Genomic DNA, 26,846 nt, shown 5'->3' with positions numbered 1-26,846 from the left:
TAGCGACGGGCCCGCCGGCAGGGGCGACGGTCTGCCGCCTTGGCAAATGCCGCCTAGAACAGGAACATGAACAGCTTGGCCATGGCGAAGCTGATGAGCCCACAGCCCGGGAACGTGAAGACCCAGGTCAGCATCATGTCCTTCACGACGCCAAAGTTGATGGCGGAGAGGCGCTTCACGGCACCGACGCCCATGATCGCGCTCGTCTTGGTGTGGGTGGTGGAGACGGGAATGCCGAGCTCGGTCATGATGAGCAGGCACAGCGAGCTCGCTAGGTCCGCGGCAAAGCCCTGGTACTTCTCGAGCTTGACCATGTCCATGCCCACGCTCTTGATGATGGGCTCGCCGCCGACGCTCGTGCCGATGCCCATTGTGATCGAGCAGAGCATCATGAGCCACACGGGGATGACGACGCCCTCGACGCTCGACTGACCGCCGCAGAACGCCACGCCTAGGAAGAGCACGCCGATAAACTTCTGGCCGTCCTGGGCGCCGTGCATGAAGCTCATGGCGGCCGCGCCGAAGATCTGGGCGTAGCGGAAGAAGCCATCAGTCTTGCGGCGGTCTGCCTTGGCAAAGACGATGGTCACGAGCTTGCAGACGAGCCAGCCGATCGCAAACCCGAAGAGCAGGCTCATGACGAGGCCGTAGATGACCTTGATCCACTCCTCGCCGTTCACGCCGTCGAGGCCGCCCTGGATGGCGATAGCAGCACCGGTGAGGCCGGCGATGAGGCTGTGGCTCTCAGACGTGGGGATGCCGAACACCGAGGCGCCCACGCTGTATACGACAATCGAGAAGAGCGCGGCGCACAACGCGATGAGCGCGGCTTCCGTGTTGCCGCCGAAGTCGACCATGTTGGAGATAGTCGAGGCGACGCTCGCGTTGATCTTCGTCATCACGAGGACACCGAGGAAGTTGAGCAGTGCGCTCATGATGATGGCGGGCTTCACGCGCATGCAGCGCGTGGTGACGCACGTGGCGATCGCGTTGGGAGCGTCAGTCCAGCCGTTGACGAAAATGACGCCGAGCGTGAGAAGCGTAGTGAGCGCAAGGGGCGGGCTCGTGAGAACCTGCCCCATGAAGTGCGCGAACGAGACGTCCAAGCTATCCCCCTTCTAGACAGACATACACGCTATTGTGCACCAAAGACGGGAGATTCGCTTACGTATGCCTTACAAAAGTTGACTAGTTCGGCGGGTGGAACGTAGAGCATCGCTGAAAATAGTTGGCAGGTTCGGCGGGCGGAACGTGGAGCATCGCTGAAATCGGGCGCGAGGGCGGGTGCTACGCGAGGCCCAGCGAGGCGCATGGCGCACAATTGCAGCCACAATTCCCTTGAGAACGGGGTCCGCATGGCATTGCTCAGGAACGTTATCTTCGACATGGGAAACGTCCTCATGACCTTCGACGGCCATGAGTTCGCAAGCGCCTTCACGGAGGACGAGAAGGACGCAGACATGCTCTACGCTGCGCTTTTCGGCCGTACGGAGTGGGCGCTGCTCGACTCGGGCACCATCGACCACGCCACGATGCTGCGTGTGGCGGAGGCCCACATCCCAGAGCGGCTCCTCCCCAACCTCTATAGCTGCTTCGACCACTGGCCGGAGCTCTCGCGCCCCCTCGAGGGGACGAACGACCTCGCGCGCCGCCTGCACGCCGCGGGCTTTGGCGTCTACGTGCTCTCCAACGCCTCGGACAGGATCTTCGAGCAACTCGATCACGCGCCTGCACGCCCGGTCATCGACGGCGTGGTCGTCTCCGCGGAGGAGCGCCTCATGAAGCCCGACCCCGCGATTTTCCGCGTCCTGTGCGACCGCTACGACCTCGCGCCCGAGGAGTGCCTCTTCGTCGACGACAACCTTGACAACTGCAGGGGCGCTGGGGTCACCGGCATGTGGACGCACCACTTCACTGGCGACGTCGACGCGCTCGAGAACCAGATCGCCACGCTCTCGCAGGGCAGTAAGGCCTAGTTGGACGGCAACGCGCGTCCGGCGACCGACGCGGGCACCCGCGCACGCACTCGAGCCCACGCCGCGCCCTAGAACACGGAGAAGCTCGGCTCGCTCACGCGGCAGAGGTCCTGGCCCGCGGCCATCTCGCGCATGGCATCCACGAACGTCACTTCCTCGCCCGCGCGAAACGCCAGCGTGAGGGTTACATCCGCCCCGTACTCGGATCCACGGTCATGCGCACCGGAACGCTCCGCGAGGTCACGCACGCGATCGTGCATGGCATAGGGAATCGTCAGCTCAACGACGGTCACGAGCGTCTTCTCCACGAGAAGCCCGGCCTCGCGCGCCGCCTCGACCGCGCGCTGCGTCGCCGTCGTGTACGCGCGGACAAGCCCGCCGGGGCCCAGGAGCGTGCCGCCAAAGTAGCGCGTCACCACGCAGCAGCAATCCCTGAGGCCCGCCCCGCGAAGGACCTCGAGCGTAGGCATGCCGCTCGTGCGCTGGGGCTCCCCGTCATCACTCTGGCGCTCCGTGCCATCCGCCAGGATCCAAGCGGGAACGTTATGGCGAGCGTCGTAGTGCTGGCGGCGAATGCTCTCGATGAAGGCGTTAGCCTCGCCCTCGCTCTCGACATGCGTCAGGTGCGCAATGAAGCGACTCTTACGGTCAACGAACTCCGCCGTCGAGACCTCGTCCACTGCCGGCGTCAGATACGATGCGACGCCGGCCGCGTTGGCGCCCGACGTCGCATCAGCAGACCTTGTCTTGGCTTTGGCCTTCGCCACTAGAGCCTCCGGAGGAGATGCGCCATGAACTCAGAGGCATCCGCCTCGTCCGGGCCGTCGATCTTGACGGTGATGGTGTCGCCGAGGTGGGCCCCCAGACCCATGAGGCCAATCACATCCTCGCCGTCAGCGGAGTGATCCGCGTGGCTTACGGTGTAGGTGCTCTCCCACCGCGCGGCCTCGCCGGCAATGAGCATCACGGAGCGAGAGTGAAGGCCCATCGGGTCCTTAATGGTATGGGTAAGCTCGACCATGTCTCTCCTGCGTGGCGTTGTGATTGGGTTTCACAACATGGTAGCGATTAATCGACCGCTTATCCCCGACATTTCGCTGGCGGATAGACCAATTTGCATATCGGCATCAGAGAAGCGCATAAGTTAGGGGCGAGCGATCCCCAGTTACGCCCTCTCGGCAAGCTCGCGCACGAGGTACTCGGTCTTCTCCCAGCCGATGCACGGGTCGGTGATCGACTTGCCGTAAACGCCACCATCGACGGGCTGGTTGCCGTCCTCGAGGTAGGACTCGACCATGAAGCCGCGCACGATGTTGCGGATCGACTCGCTGCGTCGGCAGGAGTCGAGCACCTCCTTGCAGATGCGGAACTGTTCGAACGGGCGCTTGCCAGAGTTGTCATGGTTGCAGTCGACGATGACGGCCGGGTTGTCGTAGTTCTCCCTCGTGTAGCGCTCGGCGAGGCGCTCGAGGTGCTCGTAGTGGTAGTTGGGGTAGTTACGGCCATCGAGGCCGATGTAGCCGCGGAGAACCGCATGGGCGAGCGGGTTGCCCTGCGTGGTGACCTCCCAGTTGCGATAGATGAACTCCTGCGGAGCCTGGGCGGCGTAGATGGAGTTGAGCATGACCGTGGTCGAGCCGGCGGTGGGGTTCTTCATGCCAACGGGCACGGAGACGCCGGAGGCGACGAGGCGATGCTCCTGGTTCTCGACGGAGCGGGCACCCACGGCGACGTAGGCGAGAAGGTCGAAGAGGTACTGGTAGTTGGAGGGGTAGAGCATCTCGTCAGCCGTGAAGAAGCCGGTCTCCTCCGCCACCGCGAGGTGCATGTGGCGGATGGCCTTCACGCCCTCGAGGACGTCAGCCTTGGCATCCGGGTCGGGGCTGTGGAGAAGGCCCTTGTAGCCGGTGCCTTTGGTACGGGGCTTTGCGGTGTAGACGCGGGGGACGATGACGAGACGATCCTCAACGTCCTCCGCGAGTTTTGCCAGGCGCGTCACGTACTCAAGCACGGAATCCTCGCGATCCGCGGAGCACGGACCGATGACGAGGAGCTTGCGCGGGTCCTCGCCGGTGATGACGCGGGTGACCTTCTCGTCAAAGGCAACCTTCTTGGCGGCGAGCTCGGGAGAGAGGGGCATACCCTCGCGAATCTCCTGCGGGATGGGCAGGCGACGCTTGAAATTCATCGACATAGCTAACCTCCTGTATGCGCAAATCGGGCACTGGTAAGGCTTCGCTATGCCTCGTGCGCCCCCACACGCGAGTTAATTTGCCCGCCACTATACCAGCTTTGTGTTTCCGGAAGCCTTCGCAATCCGGAAGCCCGCACGTGCTACAATCGCTTCCGCGAGGTGGGCTAGACGACCGCGGGGCCTGCGAGCAATCGCAAGTCATGAGGAAAGTCCGGGCTCCACAGGGCAGGATGCTGGCTAACGGCCAGGCGGGGTAACCCGACGGAAAGCGCCGCAGAAAAGAAGACTCCCACTGGCGGGTTCGCCCGTTAAGGGAAAAGCTGAAACGGTGGTGTAAGAGACCACCAGCGTCGTGGCAACACGGCGGCTTGGCAAGCCCCATCCGGAGCAAACGCAAATAGGAGCGCCATGGTGTTGCCCGCACCGCGCTCGGGTTGCGCGCTAGAGGCCAACGGCAACGTTGGTCGTAGATAAATGGTCGTCCTAGACAGAACCCGGCTCATAGGCCCGCCTCGTACTGAAGACCAAGGCGCTCCCCCGGACCATCCGGAGGAGCGCCTCTTTTTACGTGGTCTTTTGGTCTACGCGACGTTCCAAGCGAGCGCCTGTCCGCACGACTGCCGAAGCGCGTGGCACGGGTCGCTGCAGGAAGGCCCGTCCCTAGAGCTCGACAATCTTCGTACCATGTACCTCGGAGACACCGAGGGCGCGGGCAAGCTCCTCGCAGTTCTGCCAAGTGATGCCGCCGCCGGGAAGGATGCCGATACGACCGGCGGCACGCTCCACATAGGCGCGCAGACGCGGGAGGTTCTCCTCGATCGGCGTGCCAGCAGGGCCGCCGTGCGTGAGGATCCGCGTAACGCCGTGCTCTGCGAGCCAGTCGATGGCGCCGAGCTGCTCCTCCGGAAGAATCTCGTCAAACGCCATGTGGAAGGTGACCTGCAGGGACTTCTCCGCACAGGCGCACGCCGTAGAGAGCAGGCGTTCCGTCGCGAGGATATCGAGGTGGCCGTCGCGCGTGCAGCCAAAGACGACGCCGTCAACGCCAGAGCGCGCGTGCGAGGCGATGTCGTCGTCCATCATCTGGAGCTCGCCTGCGCTATAGGCGAAGTCTCCCCCACGCGGGCGAACCATCGCCATGAGGGCGACGCTGCGCTCGCGGCATAGGCGCGAGGCGGCACGGACGACGCCCACGGAGGGCGACGTGCCCCCGCACGCGAGGTTGTCACAGAGCTCGATCCTCATCGCCCCCGCATCGATGGCGGCAGGCACGCGCTCCATGTTCTCCGCGCAGAACTCCTTGAGTAGCATCTCGTCTCTCCTCTCGCGCATACGAAAAGGGCGGGCCCCAAACGGGACCCGCCCAAACAAAGATAACGACCTAAGAACTAGTCCAGATCGTCGACGTCAACGCCGGACATGGGCAGCTGAGTCGGCTGGGCAAGCTGCGTGGCATCCGCGTCGGCAGCAGGCGCGGCCGGGGCAGCCGGAGCAGCGATGGCAGCGGAGCCAGTCGGGGCGGACGTGGTGAACTGGTTGGAGAACGCGTTGTCAGCGTCATCCATGAAGTGCTGGAGGAGGGCCTTGTACTGGTCGCGGAACTCCTCACGGGAGGCCTTCAGGCGATCCATCTCGTCAAGCTCGCTCTGCTTCTCAGCGAGGGCCTGACGGATGACCTCGCGGGCCTTCTGGTCAGCGTCGTTGCGAATCTTCTCGGCATTGTCACGGGCCTCGGCGACCATACGGTCAGCGGACTGCTGGGCGACGATGAGAACCTTGGAGATCTGGCTCTCGGAGGCGGTGGTGGCGACGGGGGCGGCAGCCGGGGCCTCGGCGACGGGAGCGGCGGCCTGCTGGTTCTGGAGCTGGGCAACCTGGGCCTGGGCGGCGGCAAGCTGCTGCTCAGAGGCGTTCAGGCGACCCTTGAGGTCTGCGATCTTCTGGAGCATCGCGTCGACCTCGCCGGAAAGGCGCTCGAGGAAGTTGTCAACCTCGTCGGTGTCATAGCCGTGCTTGGAGGGAGAGAAGGTGAGCTGGTCGATTTCTGCGGGTGTGATTGCCATTCTTATTCCCTTTCGTTCCTTGGACGTCGTGCCGCCCATGGTCACGCTATTGGTCACGCTATCTGCATAGGCTTCAAGTAATTATAGCGGGTCGAGAGCTACGGGGTTATCAGGTACGCAAAGGCACATAACCGATGTGCGGCAAAGCACCGGCAGAGTGCGCGAAGCGCCAAGACAGAAACGAAAACAGGCCAGAGACGAATCTCTGACCTGCCAAAAGTTGGTAGCCCGTACCAGATTCGAACTGGTGATCTCCGCCTTGAGAGGGCGGCGTCCTGAACCGCTAGACGAACGGGCCATATATGAAGGGGCCTGAGTACCCCGGGTAAAACATGGTAGCCCGTACCAGATTCGAACTGGTGATCTCCGCCTTGAGAGGGCGGCATCCTGAACCGCTAGACGAACGGGCCATGTGGTGCAACGCAGGCGATGGCTGGGATGGAGGGAGTCGAACCCCCATTGACGGAACCAGAATCCGCTGTCCTGCCATTAGACGACATCCCATTGAATGCCTGCAGCGCCTTCGCGCAAGGAAGAACTATACGGGAGCAAAGGCATATGCGCAAGAACTAATTTCAAATTTCTTCGAGAGAGCGGGTATGCCTTCACAAGTTATGCATAACCGCAGGTAAGAGACACGTCAGCTGCGACATACTACGCGCCCAGGCTCACAAGCTGCGACGTGCTACGCGCCCAGGCTCGCCAGCGACGACACGCTACGCGGCCAGGCTCGGGACGGCGGCTCGCACGGCCTTGGCGAGACCCACGCCCACGCAAGCCTTAATCGCGTCCAGCACGATGAACGGCGCAGACCCCGCGGCGAAGGCAGCCGCGAGACTATAGCCACCCGCAGTCGCGAGCCAGCACACGCCCACCGCGTGGGAACACGCGATCGCGAGCAGCGCCGTCGCGACGTCGCGCACGACACCGCCCGTGGGCATCAGCCGGCGCAGCACGGCAGCCAGAACTGCCGCGAGCAAGAATCCCAGAATGAAGCCGCCCGTCGGGCCAAACAGAACGCCGAGCCCCCCGCGCATGCCGGAGAACAGCGGCACGCCAGCACCTCCAAGGAGCACGTACATACCCACGGAAAGGATGCTCGTGCGCCCGGGCATCGCGACGAGCACGAACACCAACGCGAGCGTCTGCAGCGTGAACGGCACGGGCCCAAACGGCACCGTCACCCACGCGGAGACGGCGAGCAGGGCCACGCACGCGGCGGAGAAGGTGATCTCCCGCGTGGAGAGGTTCGAATTCATGAGTATCCCCCTTGATAGCAATGCCGGCCGACGCCGCAACGTCGACCGGCAAACGTTAGCTCGGAAATGATACCGCCGGTGGGGTCCTCCGTGCCCGGAGCGCCGAGCACGGTTCAAGCGCACCGGACGCTCCAGACGCGCTGGACATGCCACGCGCGGCACCGGACGCGCCAGATGCAGCGTCGAAAAGCCGGACGTGCCATGCGCAGCTCCAAGCGCGCCAGACTTCCGGCCCGCCCTAGACGGAGACCGTAACGTCAACCGTCTGGACTGGGACGTCGTAGAACGGGTCCTCCCTCCTGCCGAGGAAGTCGCGCGCCTGCTTCGGGAAGAGCGCGTAGCTGAGAACGTCCTCCTCGGAGCGCGCGTACTGCGAGATCTCCTCGCGCAGACGCGGAAGCGCGGGTTCGATGAGGTCTGCGGGCCTGCAGGTGATCTTCTCGGCGCCTTCGGGCGCGCCGGCGAGGACCTTGGCAGCGACGTCGGGGTCGATCGCGGCGGGCGCTGCCCCGTAGCGGCCAAGCACGTAGTCGCGAATCTCCGTGGGCACGAGCTTGTAGCGCTCGCCGGAGATGACGTTCATGAGGGCCTGCGTGCCCACCATCTGCGAGAGGGGCGTCACGAGCGGCGGATAGCCGAGGTCTGCCCTCACGCGGGGAACCTCCGCCAGGACATCCTCGTAGCGGCTCTCGAGCCCCTGCTCGGTCAGCTGGGAGAGGAGGTTCGAGAGCATGCCGCCCGGGACCTGATAGACAAGGGCCTTGGGATTCGTGTCCTTGACCTTGGGGTTGAGCTTGCCCTCCGCGCGGAAGCGGTTGCGCACGCCGTTAAGGCTCTCCACCGCGGGCGCGAGCGCGTCGAGGTCGAGCCCGCAGTCATAGCCAAGCTCGCCAAGCGCGATCGCCATGGACTCCGTCGTGGGCTGGCTGGTGCCGCCGGAAAGCGGGCTCAGGCAGGTGTCGATGACATCCGCGCCAGCCTCGACGGCCTTAAGCAGCGTCATCTCGGCGATACCGGCCGTCGCGTGCGTATGCACCTCGAGCGGGAGGTCGCACTCCGCTTTGATGCCGCTCACGAGCTCGAACGCCGCAGCCGGGGTGAGGGTGCCAGCCATGTCCTTGATGCACAGCGAGCTCGCACCCATTTTGGCAAGCTCGCGGGCAAGACCCACGAAGTAGGGCACCGTGTGCACGGGGCTCGTGGTGTAACACAGGGCGCACTGGCACTCGCCGCCCGCTTCGTGGCAGGCCTCGATCGAGGTCCGCAGGTTGCGCACGTCATTGAGGGCGTCGAACACGCGCACGACGTCGATGCCGTTCTCGACGGACTTGGCCACGACGGCACGGACTACGTCGTCCGCGTAGTTCTTGTAGCCGAGGAGGTTCTGCCCGCGGAGCAGCATCTGCAGGCGGCTGTTGGGCGCTGCCTCGCGAATGGCGCGGAGGCGCTCCCACGGGTCCTCGTTCAGGAAGCGCAGGCAGGAGTCGAAGGTGGCCCCTCCCCAGACCTCGAGGGCGTGATAGCCCGCGCGGTCCATGTCCGAGAGCACGGGGAGCATGTCCGAGAGGGGCATGCGCGTGGCTATCTGGCTCTGTTGGCCGTCGCGCAGGATGGTCTCGCAGACGCCCACGTGGCGGGCAGGCGCCTTCGCGGCAACGTCGCTAGTCATCGCTCCCTCCCCTCTTTGGTGGGAAGAGACGGCAGAGGGCGAGCGAGGCGAGGGCAATGATGCCCAGCACGAGGAAGTCGCCGCCCCACCCGAGGACGAGAAGCTCGAGCGACGCCTTAAGCGCCTCGAAGTTGACGCCCGAGACAAAGATGGTAGGCATGGCAACCCCCTAGCCCAGCACCGCGAGCAGAAGGCCGCCCGCGACGACGGAAGCGATCTGGCCGGCGACGTTGGCGCCCGCCGCCTGCATGAGGATGAAGTTCTGCGGGTCCTCCTCGGTGGCCATCTTCTGGATGACGCGAGAAGACATGGGGAACGCGGAGATGCCCGCCGCACCGATCATCGGGTTGACCTTCTCCTTGCGGAAAAGGTTGATCAGCTTGGCGAACATGACGCCGCCAACGGAGTCCATCACGAAGCCCACCAGGCCAAGCGCGATGACGAGCAGGGTGTCTACCTGCAGGAAGTCCGAGTAGACCATCTTCACGGAGACCGCGAGGCCAAGGACGATCGAGATGATGTTCACGAGCTCGTTCTGCGCGGCGAGCGAGAGGTTGTCGAGCACGCCGCACTCACGCAGGAGGTTACCGAACATAAGGAAGCCCACGAGCGGGAGCGACACGGGAGCGACGAGGCCAGCGACAACGGTGATGACGACCGGGAACAGGATCTTTGCCGTCTGGGAGACCTCGCCCGCGCGGTACGTCATGCGGATCTGGCGCTCCTTCTTGGTGGTGACGGCGCGAATCGCGGGCGGTTGAATGATGGGCACGAGCGCCATGTAGGAGTAGGCCGCGACCATAATCGCGCCGAGGTACTTCGAGTTGAGGACATTGGCAACGAAGATCGAGGTGGGTCCGTCCGCCGCGGCGATGATGCCGATGGAGCCGGCGTCCGCGAGGTCGAAGCCCAGGACCACGGCGAGGATTGTCGTGAAGAAGATGCCGAACTGGGCCGCCGCGCCAAAGAGCAGCAGGAACGGGTTCTGCAGGATCGGGCCGAAGTCGATCATCGCGCCGATGCCGATGAACAGCAGCAGCGGGAAAAGCTCCGTGGCGATGCCAGCGTCGAAGAGCACCTGGAAGGGGCCCGCCTCGCCCGCCGTCTCGAGCACACCGGTGTTGGGGAAGTTCACGAGGATGGTGCCGAGGCCCATGGGCACGAGCAGTGTGGGCTCGTACTCCTTCTTGATGCCGAGGTACATGAGGACGCCGCCGATGAGCATCATGACGATGCGGCCGGGCTCGGCGACCATCCCCATGACGCCATAGATCAGAGTTTCCATGGCCGCCCCCTAGCTGATGGTGAAGAGCGCGTCGCCGGGATTGACCATCTGGCCAGCCGTGACGTGAATGGCGGAGATGGTGCCCGCGTGCTCCGCGACGATGGCGTTCTCCATCTTCATGGCCTCGAGGACGAGGACGCAGTCATTCTGCGCGACGACGTCGCCAACGTTGTGCTTGAGCTCGAGGATCTTGCCGGGCATGGGGGCCGTCTGGGCATCCGCGCCAGCGGGCGCGGCGGGAGCCGGAGCGGGCGCAGGAGCTGCCGGAGCGGGAGCCACGGGAGCCGGGGCGGGCGACGCGGGGGCCGGAGCGGGTGCGACGGGAGCGGCTATGGGCGCGGGTGCGGCGCCGGGCTCCGTTAGCTCTTCCATCTCCACGAGATACTCAGTGCCGTCGATCTTGATCTTGAACTTACGAAGCATGGTTCTCCTCCCCTAACGCAACACGGCGCTGGACGCGCACGCACGAGAACGTGCTCTCCGGCCTGTCTCCCGCGGCGATCGACGCCGCGATAAGCGAGACGCGTCGGTACTCGGGGTTCACCCGACCGACGCGCCGTATGTCCACTTTGGTGTTTGGGTTGTCGCCCGCCGCGATGGCGGCAGCGATGACGGCCACGCGAGAACGCTCCTCGCCTGCCGGAAGGTCAATAAAGGGGGGGACATCAACCCACATCGCTTCATCCGAGGGCGCAGCCGCCTCAACGGGGGCCGCCACAGCGGACGAAGCAACGTTATATGGTGCACTAGCAGCGTCTTTGCGTCCAAAGAACCTGCTGAGAAAGCCCATCAGCCATCCCTCCCAAGATGCGGTTTCTTGTGCTGATGAGCTGAGCGTACCCCGATGAGTCGCTTATTTGTCAGGGTTTCTCCACACGGCGTCCACAATCCGGCGAGCGGGAGCGCACGTGGCCGACGGCGGCGCGCGAGACGAGGGCGATCACGTGCGTGGGCGGAGTGCGTGGGCGCGCGGGCATGGGCGCGGCGACGCGGGACGAGTGCGGCGGCGCGCTGTCGTGGGCGCGGGACTAGGGCGGTGGCGTGCGCCCGTGGCCGTGGGCTCGTCGAGACATGCAACTTATCGAGATATGGGCGCGATTCCGGCCGCACAACTCGAGAAAGTGTGTGTCTCGACGCAAGAGCGGCCCCCGGGAAAGCGAGACACGCGCAACGCGGCGGCCTTCGCTCAAGAACAGCCCCAGGAGAGTGTGGCGCGCCCAACGCGGTAACGCGAGCGCAACGCGGCGAGGGCCAGCACCCGACGCAACGACGCGCGGTCCGCGGCGCGAGGCTACCTCGCAAGCCAGGCGAGGAGGGCGTCGCGGCGGTTCTCCACCTGGCCGTTCATCACGGCAGCGAGGGTCTGCTCAAGGGCCTTGCCCACCTCAGGACCGGGCTTGATGCCACGCACGGCAATGACGTCGCCGCCGGAGATGGCGAGGTCGCTCGTCCGCCAGCAGACGCCGCTCGCGTCGATGGCGCGCAGCATGCGCTCGTATCGGTCGAGCTCACAGGCCCAATCACGATAGTCCGGCGCCTTGGCGAGGGCATCGGCACGACGCAGGTCGAACATCTCGTGCATGAGGGCGATCGCCTCGCCGCGCGTGCGCACGCCGCTCCTGCAATCGAGCTCGGCGAGGAGCTTGAGGGGCGGGCGCTTCTCGGACTTCATGGGGCGGTCGTGTAGGCGGACGAGCGCCACGACGGGACGCGCGAGCTCGAGGGGAATGGCGAAGCGGCGGAGGATCTTCTCCGTCATCCGGGCGCCCTCGTGCGGATGTCCGTAGAAGTGGCCCTGGCCGTTCTCGCCCACCGTGAAGCACGCGGGCTTCCCGATGTCATGGAGGAACGCGGCCCAGCGCAGGCGCTCGGACGTAACGCCGCCGGTGTAACACTCGACGCCCTCCATCACGCGAACCGTGTGCTCGTAGACGTCATAGGCGTGGTAGGGACTCCTCTGGTCGAAGCCCACCATGGGGGCGAGCTCCGGCACGGCGGCGAGCATAACTTCGCGTTCCGCGCGCATCGCCCAGGCGGCCCTACCGGAGACCATGATGCCGCGCATCTCCGTGCCGATCCGCTCCTGCGCGACCTGGGAGAGCGTGGGTGCCGCCTCGACGAGGGCTTCCTGCGTCGCCTCCTCGACGGCGAACCCCAGCCGGCATGCGAAGCGCACGGCGCGAAGCAGGCGCAGGGCGTCCTCCTCGAAGCGCTCGGAAGGCACGCCGACGGCGCGGATGAGGCGGCGTTCGAGGTCGCCCGCGCCGTCGAAGGGATCTACGAGGCCGCGGCGGGGGTGCCACGCCATGGCGTTGACCGTGAAGTCGCGGCGCGCGAGGTCCTCGCGGACGTCGGTCACGAAGGTGACGGAGTCCGGGCGGCGGTGGTCCGTGTAGGCACCGTCAATGCGATAAGTCGTGACTTCGACGGGCTTCCCCTCGACCACGGCCGTGACCGTGCCGTGGGCCGTGCCCGTCTCGTGAACGGTGATGCCGGCGGAGACGAGGGCGCGCTCGCTCTCCTCCCAAGGGGCGTCCGTGCAGACGTCGACGTCGTGGGCGGGAGCGCCGCGCAGGGCGTCCCTCACCCAGCCGCCGACGAACCAGGCCTCGTGGCCGGCCGCCTCGAGGGCGTCGAGCACGGCGAGACCATAGGCGGGCGCAAGTGCGGGGTCTATGGCATGCGTGACGCCCATGGCGCCCTCCTTCGTCTCGGCGGATTAGTGAGGACAGTATACGACGCGTCCCGCCCGTGCCGAGGCAATCGGAAGGCACCACCGCGCTCGGCGCGCTGTCACTACCCCACGCTCTTCGTGGCGATTACGTCCACGCCGGTGCCGCACGCGTCCGCGAGCACCACGTCGCCGATCGCGACGGGCGCGCGCATGCCGGCGGCGGCGCCCTTGGCCGCGGCAACGACCTCGGCCATGAGCTCGCGGGGGACGGGGGCGACGGTCCTCACGGAGAGGGGCTCGGCCGCGCCGGGGACGCAGACGGTGGTGGTGACGACGCGCTCGGGCCGGGTGGCCTCGGCGGGAGCGTACTTCTTGCCTCGGGCACAGCCGGCGCCGGAGACGTAAGTGGCCTCATCGGCCGAGGTACGCTCGACGACGAGCGAGCAACCCATGGGACAGCACACGCAGGTGAGTTCGAGCCTCTCGGGATAGAACACGTCACTCGCCTCCCTTCGAAGCCGGAGCGACCCCAGCCGCGACCTCGCGGACAGGGGCTTCAACCATGCGAACTTCGAGGTGATCCGGCACGGCGACGTCCGCAATCGAGACCTCGAGGCGCTCCATCTCCGCGGGCACCGCCACGCGGGCGCGCCTCGAATTGAGCGGGACCTCCGTACCATCGGCGGCGACGGCCACGGCCTCGAAGACGACGTTCTGCGCGACGCGGCCGGGACGGAACGTGAGGGCAACGACCCCGCGCTCGTCGGCGCGCACGAGCTGGGGCACCACGGAGCCGACGCCCTCGCCCTGGCGGACGGGAATGCGGTGAACGCCATCCGCGCGCGCCTCCCCCGCCGCGACCGCGGCCGCCCAGGCGGCAGCGCTCGCACCGGCGACGTCGCCCTCGCTGGCGGCGAGGTCTGCCAGGTCATGGACGTGCAGGGCGTTGCCGCAGGCGAAGATGCCCGGGACACTCGTGGCGAGGAGTTCGTCGACGACAGCCCCACCCGTGCCACCGCAGAGCTCGACGCCCGCCTCGCGCGCGAGCTCGTTCTCCGGGATGAGGCCGCAGGAAAGCACGAGCGTGTCGCACTCGACATTGACCTCGGTGCCCGGGATGGGCCGCCTGGTCGCGGGGTCCACCTCGGCGATGTCGACGGACTCGAGGCGCGTGCGGCCGTGCGTTGCCACCACGGTATGCGAGAGGCGCAACGGAATCTGGAAGTCATCCAGGCACTGGACGATGTTCCGGCGCAGACCGCTCGGGTGCGCGAGGAGCTCGTAGACGCCCTCGACCTCCATGCCCTCGAGTGTCATGCGGCGGGCCATAATGAGGCCGATGTCGCCGGATCCGAGGATGACGGCGCGCTTACCGGGGAGGCATCCTTGCAGGTTGATGAGGGCCTGGGCGGACCCTGCGGTGTAGATGCCGGAGGGACGGTCGCCCGCGATGCCGAGAGCGCCGAAGCCACGCTCGCGCGAGCCCGTCGCGAGGACGACCGCGCGGGCGAAGACGCGCCTCGCCCCCTCGGGGCGCACGAGCTCGAGCGCATGGAGCGCGGGCGCGGCGTCAGCGCCGCCCACGCCGTCAGCACCGTCAGCGCCGCCCGCGCGCTCGATGCCCAGCACGCTCGTGCCAGGCCAGACCTCCACGCCGTCGAGGCGGGCCGCCTCGCGCGCAGCGAACTCGGGGCCGGAGAGCTCCTCGGAGAAGCGCTTGAGGCCGAAACCGTTGTGGACGCACTGGCGCATGATGCCGCCAAGCGTGGGCTCGCGATCGACGAGAAGGACGCGAGCAGCACCGGCGTCACGCGCAGCAGCGGCTGCCGCCATACCCGCGGCTCCCCCGCCCACGACGACGACGTCGTAGGGCTCCGCGGCAGCGTCGGCGTCCGCGTACTCGTCAGACACGCTATCTACCTGCGGCGCATTGCCCTCGGCCTGGGCGAGCTCCACGTAGTCCGGCCTCTCGCGGGAGACCATCCACGAGCCGCGGCCGCGCTTCTCGAGCTCGCTCGGGCGAAGGCCCGTCTCGCGGGCGATGATGCGGACGAGCTCCGGCGTGCAGAAGCCGCCATGGCAGCGGCCCATGGTGGCCGCCGTGCGCCACTTGATGGCGTCGAGGCAGAGCACGGGGAGCGTGCCGTGAAGCTCACGGACGACCTCCGCCTCGGAGACCTCGTTGCAGCGGCAGACCACGTGGCCCCAGGCGGGATCGGCGGCTACGGCCTGTTCGCGCTGCTCGGCATCCATGTGGCGGAGGCGCCGGCGCGGCGCGCGACGGGGCTCGAAGCCCGCTCGCTCGTCCGCACCGAGGCGGGCCGCCACCTGCGAGGCGACGTCTGAGCCAATCGCCGGCGCGCTCGAGAGGCCGGGGCTCTCGAGGCAGGCGATGTCGAAGAGACCCGGAACGTCATCCGGCTCGCCGATGACGAAGTCGTGCGTGTCGCCCTTGGCGCGCACGCCGGTGAAGTTGGTGATGACGCCGCGCGTGGAGGCGCCCGGCCAGGTGCGCTTGGCGCCCGCGACGACGGCGGCGAGGCCGTCCGCCGTGGTGGCGAGGGCGTCCTTGTCGTCCTGCGCGACGGCGCTGGGGCCCACGAAGAGGTTGCCGTGGACGGTGGGGCTCACGAGGACGCCCTTGCCCGCAGCCGTGGGCATCTGGAAGACCGTGCGCGAGAAGTGCGTCTCGAGGCTGTTGTCATACAGGTTGTACTCGCCGCGAACTGGGGTTATATGGAGTTTGCGGGCGGAGAGCTGGTTGTGGAGCTCGTCAGAGCGGACGCCCGCCGCGTTCACCACGGCGCGGGCGCGGATGACCTTGCCGTCCACGAGGGTGACGGAGAAGCCCTCCCCTTCGCGGGCGAGCTTGGAGACACGCGCGTCAAATGCGACGCTCACGCCGTTCTTGACAGCATTCTCGAGCGAGGCGAAGGCAACCTCATACGGGTCGCAGATGGCGCCCGTCGAGACGCGCAGCGCGCAGGTGACCTCGGGCGACAGGGCCGGCTCGAGCTCACGTGCCTCGTCTCCGGAGATGATCGAGAGCCCCTCGACGCCGTTGGCGCGGCCGCGCTCGAGAAGACCCGCGAGGGCGACCTCGTCCTCGTCGCCAAAGCCGACCACCAGCGACTCGTTGTGGATGTAGGCAAATCCTAGCTCGTCCGCCCACCGGGGGAAGAGCTTCGATCCCGCGACGTTATAGTGGGCCTTCGCCGTGCCCGGCTCAGGGTCATAGCCGCCATGGATGATGCCCGAGTTGGCGCGCGTCGCACCGCAGGCGATGTCGTCGCCCGCCTCGAGGACGAGGACGTCGAGGTCATATCGCGCGAGCTCACGGGCGCAACAGCACCCGGCGACACCCGCACCCACGACAGCGACGTCATACGAGTCGCGCACGCCCGCGGACCCCACAAAACACGCCATGGCAGTTCTCCCATCGGTTCGACATGAAAACGTTTGCATTGTCCCCCACGGCGTATGCCGCCACCGCGGGCCTTCGGGGAACGGGCTTATGTAAGGTCGCGGACGCGGAGAGGAAAGCGGCTACGACGTCATAATGCAATCCTGAATCGGATGCGTTTTTGTTTAGCCTTGCCCGTTGATGGTTTCCTCAAGCTCAGCCATGTAGGTGACAATTTCTGTCGGCAGAAGCCCTAGCAATCCTGTCCATTCTTCGCCTCCCGTACCCTCCGGGCGGCATCGGCAACCCATGAGGTTAGTCCTGCTGACTCTTTTAGAAACACATCAACCTGTCGCTCCGTAAGGTTGCGCGCGAGCATTCCGATTTCTTTGCTGCCTACGTTCTCGCGGCCTAGTTCTTTGAGAGCCTGGACGATGATGCAAGTGGTCTGTGAGCAGTCAAGCAGGTCGCGGTTGGCGCGATGCCTGAGCTCAATCTCATAAGGTCCGTATTCATATCGCTTATAGGGACCGCTGCTGACGTAAACGAGCTTGGCGGGCACCTGGGTATCGAGACCCAGCGCGTTAAGCGCGGCATCGCCGGACGGGGCGACGACCCACTTGTTGGCACGAGCGATAGCGCGAACGACTTCATCGGCACTGGCTGGTACCTCGCAGGCCATAAGCGCACTTTTCTCAGGCACGTAGTAGACGCCGCGAACGGCACGTGCGAGGCCGCCCCTGGCATGCATGCGTCCGAGGGCGTTCGCAGCGTTGCGTCTGCCGGCGATATCAGAGAAATCGGCAGCCGTAAAAGCCTTGCCAGGTCCGAAGCTCTCTATACGATCGACCATACTCTCTGCCTCAGACATGACAGTTCTCCTCTCTGTGTGATGAAAAAAGTATATACTTTTTTCATCAGCATTGGCCCAACGGCGCCACCTCCTCATCGTCCCAGTCAGCACTCTCACCACTCTCACGCACAAATCTATGGTATGAATATCTTGGTTTTCCGTTAGGAAGGCCTCCAAGTGCCGGGGACGTTTTCCCCGGCTTTTTTATATTCTCTCAAGCACTCGGGACATAAATTCGTGGGCAAACACGCTCGCGGACGCGCGAGGCAGCGCGCCCGTACTCGCGCGGCCCGCGGCGTCCGCGCCCGCGTCGCTTGGCCGTGCTACCATGCCAAGCCGTGAAACAGTCGCCCGCGCCCGCCGCGCTCGGGCAAGCGCAAGTCAACACCGCAGCCGCACACGAGCGCACGCCGCCCGGCCTTAGCCGGGCACGCCCGCACCCGCCGCGCACACCCATAAGGAGCAGCATGAACGTCAGCCAGGCACTCGAGCACGCAAGCGCGCTCTTCATCCCCGAAATCGTCTACTGCGAGGGCTTCCCCGCCATGGACTCCGAGCGTCAGAAGAACGAGGAGGCCATGGCCGCGCTTCGCGAGGAGTTCGCCAAGAACGACAACCCCAGTTTCTCCTACGACGTCATCCGCGACCTCGCGGACCGCAACCGCGAGCTCTGCGACCAGATGGGCATCGATCGCCTCGCCAACACGCGCGACCACAGCCTCGCCCGTGGCATGAGCGACGAGGACCTCTGCGCCGGCGTCGCCGCGCTCCAGAAGCGCAAGGCCACGACCGTCATCCGCGAGATCCGCGGCGACCGCAACAACCTCGCCGTCTCCTACGTCTCCAAGCCCGTCAAGGGCACGGTCCTGGGCATCGACATCGAGACGACGGATCGCTACCCGGACCGCGGCTACATCGTCAACGTGGGCTTCGAGCTCATGGAGCTCACGGCAGACGCCGACCCCACCGGTGCCGAGGCCTACTTCTGCGGCATTCCGGAAATGTACGCCGAGAAGGGCGTGCCCCTCGAGAACATCCACCACATCACCTGGGCCGACGTCGACGGCAAGATCCCCTTCCGCGAGAACAAGGCCCTGCAGACCAAGCTCCTGAAGCTCATGAAGAAGTACCCGATGATGGCGCACAACGCGGCGTTCGAGGACTCCTGGTTCACGCTTCACCTCGACGGATATGCCGAGGCGAGGCGCGCGGGCAAGATTGTGCCCGTGGACTCCCGCGACATCTGTCGCCAGCTCGACCCCGAGGTCAAGACCCTGCCGCGCGAGAGCTCTCCCGCATCCCTCGAGAACTGGGCCCGCAGGCGCGGCACCCTCGCCACCAATGAGGCCGAGGTACACCAGGGTCTCGACGACACGGAGCTCATGCTCAGGACCGTCCAGGCCGAGTTCTCCGCCCGCAACTGCTTCAAGGCGTAGCTCGGTCTGCGACCACTTCAAGGCGCAATTATCAGGGGCGCCCGCCTGTGACACGTACCGTCACGGGCGGGCGGCCCTGAGCTAGTGCGAGAAGAGTCCTACATCGCCGAGCGAACAAGAGGTCTACATCACCGCACGAACGGCATCGATCAGGCGGGCGTTACGGATGGTTGCGGCAAGCGGCATGACAGGACTCTCCGTGGCGCCGGCGCGCATGAGTTCGCAGAAGTGCGCGATCTCGCCGTGGAAGTCATCCGGATCGTAGGGCACGGCTATGACCTCGTCTTCCATGCCCGGACGGCTCACCACCGCGCGCTCCGGACGGTGCGCGCGCTCGACGAGGACGCTCCCCCGCTCGCAGCGAATCAGGACGGAGCAGTCATACTCCGCGGAGTCACCCGCCCAGTGGATGGTCGTACGCACGTCTCCAAAGTCGAGGTTGGCGTCTCCAGACCAGTCGACACGCCCACCGGAGACATCGCGCCAGTTTGCACGTGCGCTGACCTGGGGCTCATTGCCTTGCGTAAGCTCCTCGACCCAGCTCATCGGGTAGCAGCCGAGGTCATAGAGGGCACCGCCGCCAACAGGGTCGACGAGATAGCGGAGGTTGTCCTCTCCATAGTCGACGCACTGCGAGCACGTCAGCTCGCAGACACGCCCGAGCTCGCCGGAGTCAATGAGGGCGCGCACTCGGGCGTGGAGCGGCACGAAGCGGCACTTCATCGCCTCCATGAAGAGGGTGTTCGAGCTACGGGCAGCATCGGCGAGCAGACGGGCCTCCGCCTCGGTAAGGACGGCCGGCTTCTCGCAGAGCACGGGCTTGCCGGCACGCGTGGCCTCGAGCACCCAGCGGAGGTGCATGGAGTGCGGGAGTGCGAGGTAGATAGCATCGACCTCAGGGTCTGCGATGAGGCTCGCGTGAGCGGAGGAGCCATCCGCGCCATCGGCATAGATGTGGGCAGGAGCGAAGGCGGCAAGGCGCTCCGCCGAACGACCGGAGACCGCAACGAGCCTGGCACCCTCCACGGTCTCGAGACTAGCCGCGAACCTCTTCGCGATTCCGCCCGCCCCGAGGATTCCCCAGCGGATTTCCGATGCACCCATCTTGACCTCGCCTTCATTGGTTGCGTGTCTGGTATGAGGATAGCGAGGGGTTCATATCTGAGGCCCTACACACCACCCTTGAGCGCGTTCGCTCGTTTCGCGACAATGGAACGGAGCGTTAAACACCCCATGCCTCACAATAACCGATCGGAGCGCGTCATGACTCGTGATACCGCCTCAAGCAACGAGATCAGCCTCGCTTATGACCCGACCAGCGCGGACTCCATTATCGAGTACGCCAAGCGCCTTGAGGGCAAGACACTACGCGAGATGTGCGACGCGCCAGACCTGCCAGACCCTCACACAAGACGTGGCTCCTTCGGCAACGCTGTCGAGCAGTATTACTTCGGCTATGCCATCAATAGCGACTCGGCTCCAGACTTTGCTGAAGCGGGTCTCGAGCTCAAAACAACTCCCATGAAAAAGAGGGCAGATGGTCAGCTCATCGCCAAGGAACGTCTCGTCCTGACGATGATCGACTACATGCACGTACCCATGGAGACTTTCGAGGATAGCCACCTACTTGATAAGGTCGCTGACCTCGCGCTTATTTCCTATCTGTATGAGCCGGACAAGAACCCCGTCGACTATAAGATTCAATTCGCGGAACGTTGGCAGATTCCCGATAGCGACATCCCCCAGATTAAGAAGGACTGGGAAACGGTTGTCTCCAAGGTCATGAACGGCCACGCCGAGGATATCTCTGGCAGCGACACCATGTACCTCGAAGCATGCACAAAGGCAAAGGACAGCTCCATCAGAACGTCCCAGCCCTTCTCGGACGAGCCCGCCAAGCCGAGAGCATGGGCCTTCAAGGCCTCCTATATGACTGGCGTTGAACGCCAGCTTCTAGCCCACTCCGAATCGATCAGACGAGAGAGCGGTGAAGAGTCCCTCGGCATTCTCGAGCTCATTCGCAAGAGATTCGAGCCCTATTTCGGCATGAATCAAGACGAGCTCACAGAGCTGTTTGAGGTGAACTCCTCGGCAAAAAGCGCATACGCGCTCGTGACCAACCGAATCCTTGGCGTTGGCGACAAAAGCACCATTGCGGAACTCGATAAGGCAGGCGCTAAGCCCAAGACAATTAGGCTTCGTCCAAACGGAACGCCAAAGGAAGCCGTTTCATTCCCGGCAATCGACTATTTCGAGCTTGAAGAAACACCCTTCGAGGATTCCTTGTTCAAGGAGCAGCTTGAGCAGCTCTATCTATTTGTCGTCTACCAGGACGCTGGAGACGAGAACTACGTCCTGAAGGACGTCTTCTTCTGGAGAATGCCAGAAGAAGACATGCCTGAAGCAAAGCGCTGCTACGAGCAGATGCGAAACAACGTCATTGAAGGCAACGCGGAGAGCTCGATAAAGTCCTCGGAGAATCGCTGCTGTCATGTCCGTCCTCACGCTCGCAACAAGGCTGACACAAGGCCGCAGCCACACGGTGACCCCGTCACGAAAAAGTGCTTCTGGCTCAATCAGTCGTACCTCAGAGATGAGATTGCCAAGATGATGACGACTGAGAAGTGATTAATGTCCGCATCTATACGGAGACTTCTCTCATCGTATTAATGTTGCGTCCCGCTCCACGAGAGTGGTCTATTTGGCTCTTATCCGGCAATAAAGCGACTTGTCAAAACTGATAGAGATCGAGTAGTGTATCTGGGTTAGCCCTCTTGGGCTAACCCAACAGGACACAGTAGCGATTGGAGAAACGTGTCCAAGGAAATTAAAGTTGCCGAGCTCTTTGCGGGCGTCGGCGGGTTTCGTCTTGGCCTTGACGGCTATCACGATCCTGCACACCCCGAGTTCGATATGCCCTCCGCGGGCCCCTTCAAGACCATCTGGGCCAACCAGTGGGAGCCGCCCGGATCTAAGGCTCGCCAGTTCGCCGCCCGCTGCTATAAGTCGCACTTTGGAGAGGGCTCCGTCGTAAACGAAGATATCAACCAGGTCCTTGACCAAGCAGAGCGTGGAGAAATAGATATCCCCACTATCGATATGGTCGTCGGAGGATTCCCCTGCCAGGACTATTCCGTCGCTCGCCCGCTCTCTCAGGCGCACGGTATCGAGGGCAAGAAGGGCGTCCTCTGGTGGGACATCTATCGTTTCCTCAAGCTCCAGAACGATAGGAGCGAGGACGCGGCGCGCTATTGCCTGTTCGAGAACGTCGATCGCCTGCTCAAGAGCCCCGCTTCCCAGCGCGGCCGCGACTTCGCGATCATCCTCTCCTGCCTCGCCGAGCGCGGTTACTCGGTCGAGTGGCGCGTCGTCAACAGCGCCGAGTACGGATTCCCCCAGCGCCGAAAGCGTGTCTACATCTTTGCCGAGCGAAACGCCGACTGGACGATCGAGACGCGCCTCCAGGACGGCGTCATGTCCCGCGCCTTCCCGATGGAGGCGCCCGGCGAGAAGAACACCCGCGAGGTCTTCGTCCCCGAGGATCCCTACGACGCTTCGGAGAACTTCAACCTCACGGGCAAGACCTCTCCGTTCATGGATGCTGGCGTCATGGTAGGTCATCGCGTCCTGACATGCCCTGTCATCGAGAAGTACGACGGAGCTCGCAAGACCCTCGGCGACGTTCTTATCCCGCTTGACGAAGTGTCGGAGGAGTTCTTCATCGAGCCCGAGCAGCTGCCCAAGTGGGAGTACCTCAAGGGTTCGAAGCGCGAGGAGCGCACCAATAAGAAGACGGGCTTCACCTATTGGTACTCGGAAGGCCAGATGGCCTTCCCGGATGCCACTGACAGGCCGTCGCGCACCATCCTCACCGGCGAAGGCGGAAGGGGTGCGAGTCGCTTCAAGCACGTCATCAAGTGCGAAGACGGACGTTATCGCCGTCTCGTGCCGGATGAGCTCGACCAGCTCCAGGGCTTCCCCCGCGGCTGGACGAACACGGGCATGACCGACGGAAACCGTGCCTTCTGCATGGGAAACGCCCTGGTCACGGGTGTCCCCCACCTCATCGGAAAGGCAATTTGCGAGCTCAGGTAGCATGACCTGCCTCTGATTTAGTGTCCGGCTTATCTCCGATAATGGTTTAACAACGGAAGCGGACGAAAGGACACCCATGGCAGCAGTCAAATTCTCCCAGCAGCTAGAGCAGATCGAGGTCCTCGCAGAGCAAATCAAAGCACGCCTAGATTCGAACGAAATCGATGGTGCCTACGAGGGCACCGAAAACCTGCTTGAGGCTGTCAAGTCCCTTCGTGAGGACTACGTCTTGTAGCGTGGATATCTTTCGCTAGACTCGGAACCCGCCCTTGGCCAATCATGCAGGCCAGGGGCGGGTTTTTCTCGTCCAGCGTCCTTCTCGTCCTCCTCGGCATTCGCGCCCTCCTCGGCATTCGCCCGCACTCCCTCGGACACGCCCGCGTCCGCGCGGGTAGAATCTCCTCGGACGAAACGCGATGCCGGCGCGACCGGCGAACAGGAGGACCATGGCTGACAAGAACCTGCACGTAGCAGCCGCAATCATCGTGCGAGACAACAAAGTTCTCGCCGCGCGGCGCGAGCACGGCATGGAGGGCTGGGAGCTGCCCGGCGGCAAGCTCGAGCCCGGCGAGAGCGCCGAGGACGCCTGCCGCCGCGAGATCAGCGAGGAGCTCGGCCTCACCCTCGGCGTGCTCTGGCCATTCACCACGGTCACGCACGCATACCCCGAGTTCACGATGGAGATGGACGTCTTCTGCGCACCCGTCGACCCATCCGCCGAGCCACAGCTCCTCGACCACGCGGAGCTCGCCTGGCTCGGTCGCGACGAGCTCCTCTCCGTCGACTGGCTCCCGGCGGACCTCGACGTCGTGAAGTCGTTCGGCTTTGCGTGGGCAGACGTCTTCAACGACATGCACATGTAGGAAGCGGCCGCTTTCGTTCGGGGCCCTGCACGTGTCCTTTAAGGGGACTACAATAGCCAGGCGCCCACACGGGCGTAAGCGCAAATAAGGGAGAGAAAGCGCATGGCAAAGAACACCGTCCTCACCCTCGCCAAACAGGCGTCGGAGGGCAAGAAGGTGACCATGGTCACCAGTTACGACTACACCATGGCGTCAATCGTCGAGGCGGCGGGAATCAACATGATCCTCGTGGGCGACTCCCTCGGCATGACGATGCTCGGCTACGAGGACACCATCCCCGTCACGATGGACGACATGGTCCACCACACGCGCGCCGTCACGCGCGCGACGAGCGACACCTTCGTCGTTGGCGACATGCCGTTCATGTCCTACCAGGCCAGCGTCGAGGAGGCCCTGCACAACGCCGGCCGCCTCATGAAGGAGGGCCGCTGCAACGCCGTCAAGCTCGAGGGTGGCGTGCGCTGCGCCCCGCAGATCCACGCGATCGTCGAGGCAGGCATCCCCGTCGTCGGCCACGTGGGCATGACCCCGCAGAGCGCCAACAGCTTCGGTGGCTTCAAGGTCCAGGGCAAGAGCGCGGAGAACGCGCAACGCATCGTCGACGACGCGCTCGCCGTCGAGGCCGCGGGCGCCTTCGCCGTCGTGCTCGAGTGCGTCCCGAGCGACCTCGCGGAGTTCATCACGAGCAAGCTCACCCACTGCTTCACCATCGGCATCGGAGCCGGCTCCGCGTGCGACGGCCAGGTGCTCGTCGCGCAGGACCTCCTCGGCATGACGCCGGGTGGCTTCAAGCCCAAGTTCGTTCGCCAGTTCGCCCAGGTGGGCGACGCCATGCGCGATGCCTATCAGGCGTACGCCAATGCCGTGGAGGCGGGCGAGTTCCCCGCCGCCGAGAACGGTTTCAAGATTGATGCCGAGGTCATGGACCAGATCAGGAGGAACAACTAATGAAGACCGCTGCTACCGTCGCCGAGGTTCGCGAGCAGGTTCGTGAGTGGAAGCGCGAGGGCCTGACCGTCGGCCTCGTCCCCACCATGGGCTTCCTGCACGAGGGCCACAAGAGCCTGATTATGCGCGCCGCCGCGGAGAATGACCGCGTCGTCGTGTCCGACTTCGTGAACCCCACGCAGTTCGGCCCGACCGAGGACCTCGAGAGCTACCCGCGCGACTTCGACCGTGACTGCAAGCTGTGCGAGGAGGCCGGCGCCGCGCTGGTCTTCCACCCCGAGCCCTCTGAGATGTACGCTCCCAACGCCTGCACCTACGTCAACATGGACGAGCTCACGCACGAGCTCTGCGGCCTCACGCGCCCGATCCACTTCCGCGGCGTGTGTACCGTCGTCTCCAAGCTCTTCAACATCGTCACGCCGGACCGCGCCTACTTCGGTCAGAAGGACGCCCAGCAGCTCGCCGTCATCCGCCGCATGGTGCGCGACCTGAACTTCGGCATCGAGATCGTCGGCTGCCCGATCATCCGCGAGGAGGACGGCCTGGCCAAGAGCTCGCGCAACACCTACCTCTCCGCCGAGGAGCGCACCGCGGCGCTGTGCCTGTCGCGCGCCGTGTTCGCCGGACAGAAGATGGTCGAGGACGGCGAGCGTGACGCCGCGACCGTGCTCGACGCCATGAAGGCCATCATCGAGGCCGAGCCGCTCGCGAAGATCGACTACGTAAAGATGGTCGACTTCGAGAACATCGTCCAGATCGAGAAGATCGCCGACGAGCCGATCCTGTGCGCCATGGCTGTCTACATCGGCAAGACGCGCCTGATCGACAACTTCATCTTCGACCCCAAGGCTGCCAAGTAGTGGCTGCAGGGTTCGAACAGAGGACGCGTCGCGGATTGGTCGAGGAGGGTGCCGGTGCTGGTGCGCCGGCGCCCTCGCCTGTGGCGGCCGGCGTGGCTGCTGCTGGCGGCGCGGCGATGCCTCTCGCGTCCGCCGGTGCTGGTGCGCCGGCACCTCTCGTGCCCGCCGCCGACGCCTGGGGCGATGCCATCGCCGCAGCTCCCGAGCGTATCCCCGCGCCGAAGCACGCCGCTCGCGCCACGGCGGAGGGCGCTCCGGTGCCGCCGCGTGTGTGCGCCGGGCCGGGACGGCTTCGCCTTGCCGTCGTGGGCGCCGGCAAGGTGGGATGCTCGCTCGGGCGTTACCTCGGCGAGAGCGCCGCAGTCGACGTGGTTGGGTTCTGCTCGCATGACGAGGCGCACGCGCGCGAGGCCGTCGAGTTTGCCGGGGGCGCCGTGTTCGCCTCCCCCATCGAGGCCGCCCGCGCCGCGAACCTACTGCTCGTGACCACGCCGGACACCTCGATCGCAGACGTGTGGGCTGAGCTCGCGCGGGCCGCTCGCGCCGGCGAGCTCAGCCTGCGCGACAAGCTCGTCGTGCACTGCTCGGGCGCGCTCGCCTCCGGCATCTTCGCGGGAGCGCGCGAGCTTGGCGCCCACGTGTGCTCGGCGCATCCGCTCTATGCCGTGAGCAGCAGGTTCGATTGCTGGCGCGAGTTTGGCCGCGCGAGCTTCACGCTCGAGGGCGATGACTGGGCCGTCGGCCTCATGGCCGGCCTCCTCCGCGCGCGAGGCAACCAGGTTTCGCGCATCGCCGCGGGTGCGAAGACCCGCTACCACGCCGCCGCCGTCATGGCGTCGAACCTCGTGGTGGGACTCTTCGACATGGCCGCCGGCGAGCTCGTGCGCTGCGGGTTTGACCGCGTCGGAGCGGAGGCCGCGCTGGCACCCCTGTTCCTCGGCAACGCCGAGCACATCGCGAAAGACGGCGTCGAGGCCTCTCTCACCGGCCCCGCTGTTCGCGGCGACCACGCCACGATCGACGCCCACCTCGCCCGCCTCGAAGGACGCGACCGCCAGGCCTACCAGCTCCTGACCGAGCAGCTGGTCGACATCGTGCGTCGCCGCGCCACCGAGGGCTAGCGCCTGGGAGCGTCACGCGCCGCCGGATAGCTGTGGACGGGCGGCGAGGGACCTCCGTCCGCGTGACATAGTCAAACGAAGCGCGCGATGCGAGGACGACCCGCATCGCGCGCTTTTGATTCCGCGGGGCCATCCGCCCTCGTCCGA

26 protein-coding genes, 3 tRNA genes and 1 other RNA gene are annotated in these 26,846 nt (G+C 65.2%); 10 read left to right on the top strand and 20 right to left on the bottom strand.

Features of this window, described 5'->3' with window-relative positions:
• Positions 1–53: 53 nt before the first annotated feature.
• Positions 54–1,106, bottom strand: a complete 1,053-nt coding sequence (locus ACTQ1Z_RS02475) for an anion permease (protein ID WP_441858487.1) — start codon at positions 1,104–1,106, stop codon at positions 54–56.
• Between the two features lie 249 nt (positions 1,107–1,355).
• On the opposite strand from ACTQ1Z_RS02475, the gene ACTQ1Z_RS02470 reads away from it, so the two are divergent.
• Positions 1,356–1,976 carry an HAD family hydrolase gene (locus tag ACTQ1Z_RS02470; protein WP_441858485.1) on the top strand — a complete coding sequence of 207 codons (621 nt, stop codon included), beginning with the start codon at positions 1,356–1,358 and terminating at the stop codon, positions 1,974–1,976.
• 68 nt (positions 1,977–2,044) lie between these two features.
• On the opposite strand, the gene ACTQ1Z_RS02465 is transcribed toward ACTQ1Z_RS02470, so the two are convergent.
• From ACTQ1Z_RS02465 to ACTQ1Z_RS02455, 3 genes are all read right to left on the bottom strand, one after another.
• Positions 2,045–2,668, bottom strand: a complete 624-nt coding sequence (locus ACTQ1Z_RS02465; protein ID WP_441858786.1) for an IMPACT family protein — start codon at positions 2,666–2,668, stop codon at positions 2,045–2,047.
• Between the two features lie 74 nt (positions 2,669–2,742).
• On the bottom strand, positions 2,743–2,997 hold the full coding sequence (locus ACTQ1Z_RS02460) for an HPr family phosphocarrier protein (RefSeq protein ID WP_441858483.1): 255 nt from the start codon (positions 2,995–2,997) through the stop codon (positions 2,743–2,745).
• 144 nt (positions 2,998–3,141) lie between these two features.
• Complete coding sequence (locus tag ACTQ1Z_RS02455) at positions 3,142–4,170, bottom strand: 3-deoxy-7-phosphoheptulonate synthase (protein WP_441858481.1); 1,029 nt, start codon at positions 4,168–4,170, stop codon at positions 3,142–3,144.
• Positions 4,171–4,326: 156 nt separating this feature from the next.
• Between ACTQ1Z_RS02455 and rnpB the strand changes: the two genes are divergently transcribed.
• Positions 4,327–4,688: RNase P RNA component class A (gene rnpB, locus ACTQ1Z_RS02450), an RNA gene on the top strand.
• A 142-nt stretch (positions 4,689–4,830) separates the two neighbouring features.
• Here the strand turns inward: rnpB and ACTQ1Z_RS02445 are convergent.
• The 15 genes from ACTQ1Z_RS02445 to ACTQ1Z_RS02375 form a co-directional block, all read right to left on the bottom strand.
• Positions 4,831–5,481 (bottom strand): copper homeostasis protein CutC, encoded by a 651-nt coding sequence (locus ACTQ1Z_RS02445; protein WP_441858479.1) that lies wholly within the window; start codon positions 5,479–5,481, stop codon positions 4,831–4,833.
• A 77-nt stretch (positions 5,482–5,558) separates the two neighbouring features.
• Positions 5,559–6,233 carry a DivIVA domain-containing protein gene (locus ACTQ1Z_RS02440; RefSeq protein WP_320678888.1) on the bottom strand — a complete coding sequence of 225 codons (675 nt, stop codon included), beginning with the start codon at positions 6,231–6,233 and terminating at the stop codon, positions 5,559–5,561.
• Positions 6,234–6,454: 221 nt separating this feature from the next.
• Positions 6,455–6,531: transfer RNA gene (locus ACTQ1Z_RS02435), tRNA-Glu, on the bottom strand.
• A 35-nt stretch (positions 6,532–6,566) separates the two neighbouring features.
• A tRNA-Glu gene (locus tag ACTQ1Z_RS02430) sits at positions 6,567–6,643 on the bottom strand.
• A gap of 20 nt (positions 6,644–6,663) precedes the next feature.
• Positions 6,664–6,737, bottom strand: a tRNA-Gln gene (locus tag ACTQ1Z_RS02425).
• 212 nt (positions 6,738–6,949) lie between these two features.
• A complete protein-coding gene (locus tag ACTQ1Z_RS02420) occupies positions 6,950–7,492 on the bottom strand; it encodes a biotin transporter BioY (protein WP_441858477.1) in 543 nt (180 codons plus the stop codon).
• Positions 7,493–7,730: 238 nt separating this feature from the next.
• The gene (locus ACTQ1Z_RS02415) at positions 7,731–9,161 is read right to left on the bottom strand and encodes an oxaloacetate decarboxylase subunit alpha (protein WP_441858475.1); all 1,431 of its coding nucleotides are present in this window, start codon (positions 9,159–9,161) and stop codon (positions 7,731–7,733) included.
• Entirely contained in the window at positions 9,154–9,321 is a 168-nt protein-coding gene (locus ACTQ1Z_RS02410; RefSeq protein ID WP_317286221.1) for an OadG-related small transporter subunit, read from the bottom strand. Before ACTQ1Z_RS02410 ends, ACTQ1Z_RS02415 begins: the two co-directional genes overlap by 8 nt.
• Before the next feature lie 9 nt (positions 9,322–9,330).
• Positions 9,331–10,446, bottom strand: coding sequence for a sodium ion-translocating decarboxylase subunit beta (locus ACTQ1Z_RS02405; RefSeq protein ID WP_441858473.1), 1,116 nt, complete (start codon positions 10,444–10,446; stop codon positions 9,331–9,333).
• Positions 10,447–10,455: 9 nt separating this feature from the next.
• Positions 10,456–10,869 carry an acetyl-CoA carboxylase biotin carboxyl carrier protein subunit gene (locus ACTQ1Z_RS02400; protein WP_441858471.1) on the bottom strand — a complete coding sequence of 138 codons (414 nt, stop codon included), beginning with the start codon at positions 10,867–10,869 and terminating at the stop codon, positions 10,456–10,458.
• Positions 10,859–11,065 (bottom strand): hypothetical protein, encoded by a 207-nt coding sequence (locus tag ACTQ1Z_RS02395; RefSeq protein WP_320679284.1) that lies wholly within the window; start codon positions 11,063–11,065, stop codon positions 10,859–10,861. The genes ACTQ1Z_RS02400 and ACTQ1Z_RS02395 overlap by 11 nt, the downstream gene beginning before the upstream one ends.
• A gap of 672 nt (positions 11,066–11,737) precedes the next feature.
• Complete coding sequence (locus ACTQ1Z_RS02390) at positions 11,738–13,141, bottom strand: CCA tRNA nucleotidyltransferase (RefSeq protein WP_441858468.1); 1,404 nt, start codon at positions 13,139–13,141, stop codon at positions 11,738–11,740.
• A 101-nt stretch (positions 13,142–13,242) separates the two neighbouring features.
• A complete protein-coding gene (locus ACTQ1Z_RS02385) occupies positions 13,243–13,617 on the bottom strand; it encodes a DUF1667 domain-containing protein (protein ID WP_441858466.1) in 375 nt (124 codons plus the stop codon).
• A 1-nt stretch (position 13,618) separates the two neighbouring features.
• Positions 13,619–16,546: an FAD-dependent oxidoreductase gene (locus ACTQ1Z_RS02380; RefSeq protein ID WP_441858464.1), complete on the bottom strand. Its 2,928-nt coding sequence runs from the start codon at positions 16,544–16,546 to the stop codon at positions 13,619–13,621.
• A gap of 230 nt (positions 16,547–16,776) precedes the next feature.
• On the bottom strand, positions 16,777–17,394 hold the full coding sequence (locus ACTQ1Z_RS02375) for a DUF6088 family protein (protein WP_320679280.1): 618 nt from the start codon (positions 17,392–17,394) through the stop codon (positions 16,777–16,779).
• Between the two features lie 449 nt (positions 17,395–17,843).
• Between ACTQ1Z_RS02375 and ACTQ1Z_RS02370 the strand changes: the two genes are divergently transcribed.
• Entirely contained in the window at positions 17,844–18,812 is a 969-nt protein-coding gene (locus ACTQ1Z_RS02370; RefSeq protein WP_441858462.1) for a 3'-5' exonuclease, read from the top strand.
• Positions 18,813–18,935: 123 nt separating this feature from the next.
• Here ACTQ1Z_RS02370 and ACTQ1Z_RS02365 read toward each other — a convergent pair whose 3' ends face one another.
• A complete protein-coding gene (locus ACTQ1Z_RS02365; RefSeq protein ID WP_441858460.1) occupies positions 18,936–19,916 on the bottom strand; it encodes a Gfo/Idh/MocA family protein in 981 nt (326 codons plus the stop codon).
• A 159-nt stretch (positions 19,917–20,075) separates the two neighbouring features.
• On the opposite strand from ACTQ1Z_RS02365, the gene ACTQ1Z_RS02360 reads away from it, so the two are divergent.
• The 7 genes from ACTQ1Z_RS02360 (at position 20,076) to ACTQ1Z_RS02330 (ending at position 26,699) form a co-directional block, all read left to right on the top strand.
• A complete protein-coding gene (locus tag ACTQ1Z_RS02360) occupies positions 20,076–21,440 on the top strand; it encodes a Sau3AI family type II restriction endonuclease (RefSeq protein WP_441858458.1) in 1,365 nt (454 codons plus the stop codon).
• A gap of 186 nt (positions 21,441–21,626) precedes the next feature.
• Positions 21,627–22,907: a DNA (cytosine-5-)-methyltransferase gene (gene dcm / locus ACTQ1Z_RS02355; RefSeq protein WP_441858456.1), complete on the top strand. Its 1,281-nt coding sequence runs from the start codon at positions 21,627–21,629 to the stop codon at positions 22,905–22,907.
• A 76-nt stretch (positions 22,908–22,983) separates the two neighbouring features.
• Entirely contained in the window at positions 22,984–23,142 is a 159-nt protein-coding gene (locus ACTQ1Z_RS02350) for a hypothetical protein (RefSeq protein ID WP_441858454.1), read from the top strand.
• Positions 23,143–23,353: 211 nt separating this feature from the next.
• A complete protein-coding gene (locus tag ACTQ1Z_RS02345; protein ID WP_320680403.1) occupies positions 23,354–23,770 on the top strand; it encodes a (deoxy)nucleoside triphosphate pyrophosphohydrolase in 417 nt (138 codons plus the stop codon).
• Positions 23,771–23,872: 102 nt separating this feature from the next.
• Positions 23,873–24,718 (top strand): 3-methyl-2-oxobutanoate hydroxymethyltransferase, encoded by an 846-nt coding sequence (panB, locus tag ACTQ1Z_RS02340; RefSeq protein ID WP_441858452.1) that lies wholly within the window; start codon positions 23,873–23,875, stop codon positions 24,716–24,718.
• On the top strand, positions 24,718–25,578 hold the full coding sequence (gene panC, locus ACTQ1Z_RS02335; protein ID WP_343006022.1) for a pantoate--beta-alanine ligase: 861 nt from the start codon (positions 24,718–24,720) through the stop codon (positions 25,576–25,578). Before panB ends, panC begins: the two co-directional genes overlap by 1 nt.
• Positions 25,578–26,699 carry a Rossmann-like and DUF2520 domain-containing protein gene (locus ACTQ1Z_RS02330; RefSeq protein WP_441858450.1) on the top strand — a complete coding sequence of 374 codons (1,122 nt, stop codon included), beginning with the start codon at positions 25,578–25,580 and terminating at the stop codon, positions 26,697–26,699. Before panC ends, ACTQ1Z_RS02330 begins: the two co-directional genes overlap by 1 nt.
• The last annotated feature ends 147 nt before the right edge of the window (positions 26,700–26,846 follow it).

This window comes from Parolsenella sp. LCP21S3_E11 (assembly GCF_052118165.1).
Classification (GTDB): Bacteria; Actinomycetota; Coriobacteriia; order Coriobacteriales; family Atopobiaceae; genus Parolsenella.
Note: the sequence above shows the minus strand (reverse complement) of the source record. Positions and strands in the feature narration are given on the sequence as shown.

Coding starts and splice junctions, on each gene's coding strand:
- ACTQ1Z_RS02470 (WP_441858485.1), top strand. CDS start 1,356: ATGGCATTGCTCAGGAACGTTATCTTCGACATGGGAAACGTCCTCATG.
- ACTQ1Z_RS02460 (WP_441858483.1), bottom strand. CDS start 2,997: ATGGTCGAGCTTACCCATACCATTAAGGACCCGATGGGCCTTCACTCT.
- ACTQ1Z_RS02455 (WP_441858481.1), bottom strand. CDS start 4,170: ATGTCGATGAATTTCAAGCGTCGCCTGCCCATCCCGCAGGAGATTCGC.
- ACTQ1Z_RS02445 (WP_441858479.1), bottom strand. CDS start 5,481: ATGCTACTCAAGGAGTTCTGCGCGGAGAACATGGAGCGCGTGCCTGCC.
- ACTQ1Z_RS02440 (WP_320678888.1), bottom strand. CDS start 6,233: ATGGCAATCACACCCGCAGAAATCGACCAGCTCACCTTCTCTCCCTCC.
- ACTQ1Z_RS02420 (WP_441858477.1), bottom strand. CDS start 7,492: ATGAATTCGAACCTCTCCACGCGGGAGATCACCTTCTCCGCCGCGTGC.
- ACTQ1Z_RS02415 (WP_441858475.1), bottom strand. CDS start 9,161: ATGACTAGCGACGTTGCCGCGAAGGCGCCTGCCCGCCACGTGGGCGTC.
- ACTQ1Z_RS02410 (WP_317286221.1), bottom strand. CDS start 9,321: ATGCCTACCATCTTTGTCTCGGGCGTCAACTTCGAGGCGCTTAAGGCG.
- ACTQ1Z_RS02405 (WP_441858473.1), bottom strand. CDS start 10,446: ATGGAAACTCTGATCTATGGCGTCATGGGGATGGTCGCCGAGCCCGGC.
- ACTQ1Z_RS02400 (WP_441858471.1), bottom strand. CDS start 10,869: ATGCTTCGTAAGTTCAAGATCAAGATCGACGGCACTGAGTATCTCGTG.
- ACTQ1Z_RS02390 (WP_441858468.1), bottom strand. CDS start 13,141: ATGGGCGTCACGCATGCCATAGACCCCGCACTTGCGCCCGCCTATGGT.
- ACTQ1Z_RS02380 (WP_441858464.1), bottom strand. CDS start 16,546: ATGGCGTGTTTTGTGGGGTCCGCGGGCGTGCGCGACTCGTATGACGTC.
- ACTQ1Z_RS02375 (WP_320679280.1), bottom strand. CDS start 17,394: ATGTCTGAGGCAGAGAGTATGGTCGATCGTATAGAGAGCTTCGGACCT.
- ACTQ1Z_RS02370 (WP_441858462.1), top strand. CDS start 17,844: ATGAACGTCAGCCAGGCACTCGAGCACGCAAGCGCGCTCTTCATCCCC.
- ACTQ1Z_RS02365 (WP_441858460.1), bottom strand. CDS start 19,916: ATGGGTGCATCGGAAATCCGCTGGGGAATCCTCGGGGCGGGCGGAATC.
- ACTQ1Z_RS02360 (WP_441858458.1), top strand. CDS start 20,076: ATGACTCGTGATACCGCCTCAAGCAACGAGATCAGCCTCGCTTATGAC.
- ACTQ1Z_RS02350 (WP_441858454.1), top strand. CDS start 22,984: ATGGCAGCAGTCAAATTCTCCCAGCAGCTAGAGCAGATCGAGGTCCTC.
- ACTQ1Z_RS02345 (WP_320680403.1), top strand. CDS start 23,354: ATGGCTGACAAGAACCTGCACGTAGCAGCCGCAATCATCGTGCGAGAC.
- panB (WP_441858452.1), top strand. CDS start 23,873: ATGGCAAAGAACACCGTCCTCACCCTCGCCAAACAGGCGTCGGAGGGC.
- panC (WP_343006022.1), top strand. CDS start 24,718: ATGAAGACCGCTGCTACCGTCGCCGAGGTTCGCGAGCAGGTTCGTGAG.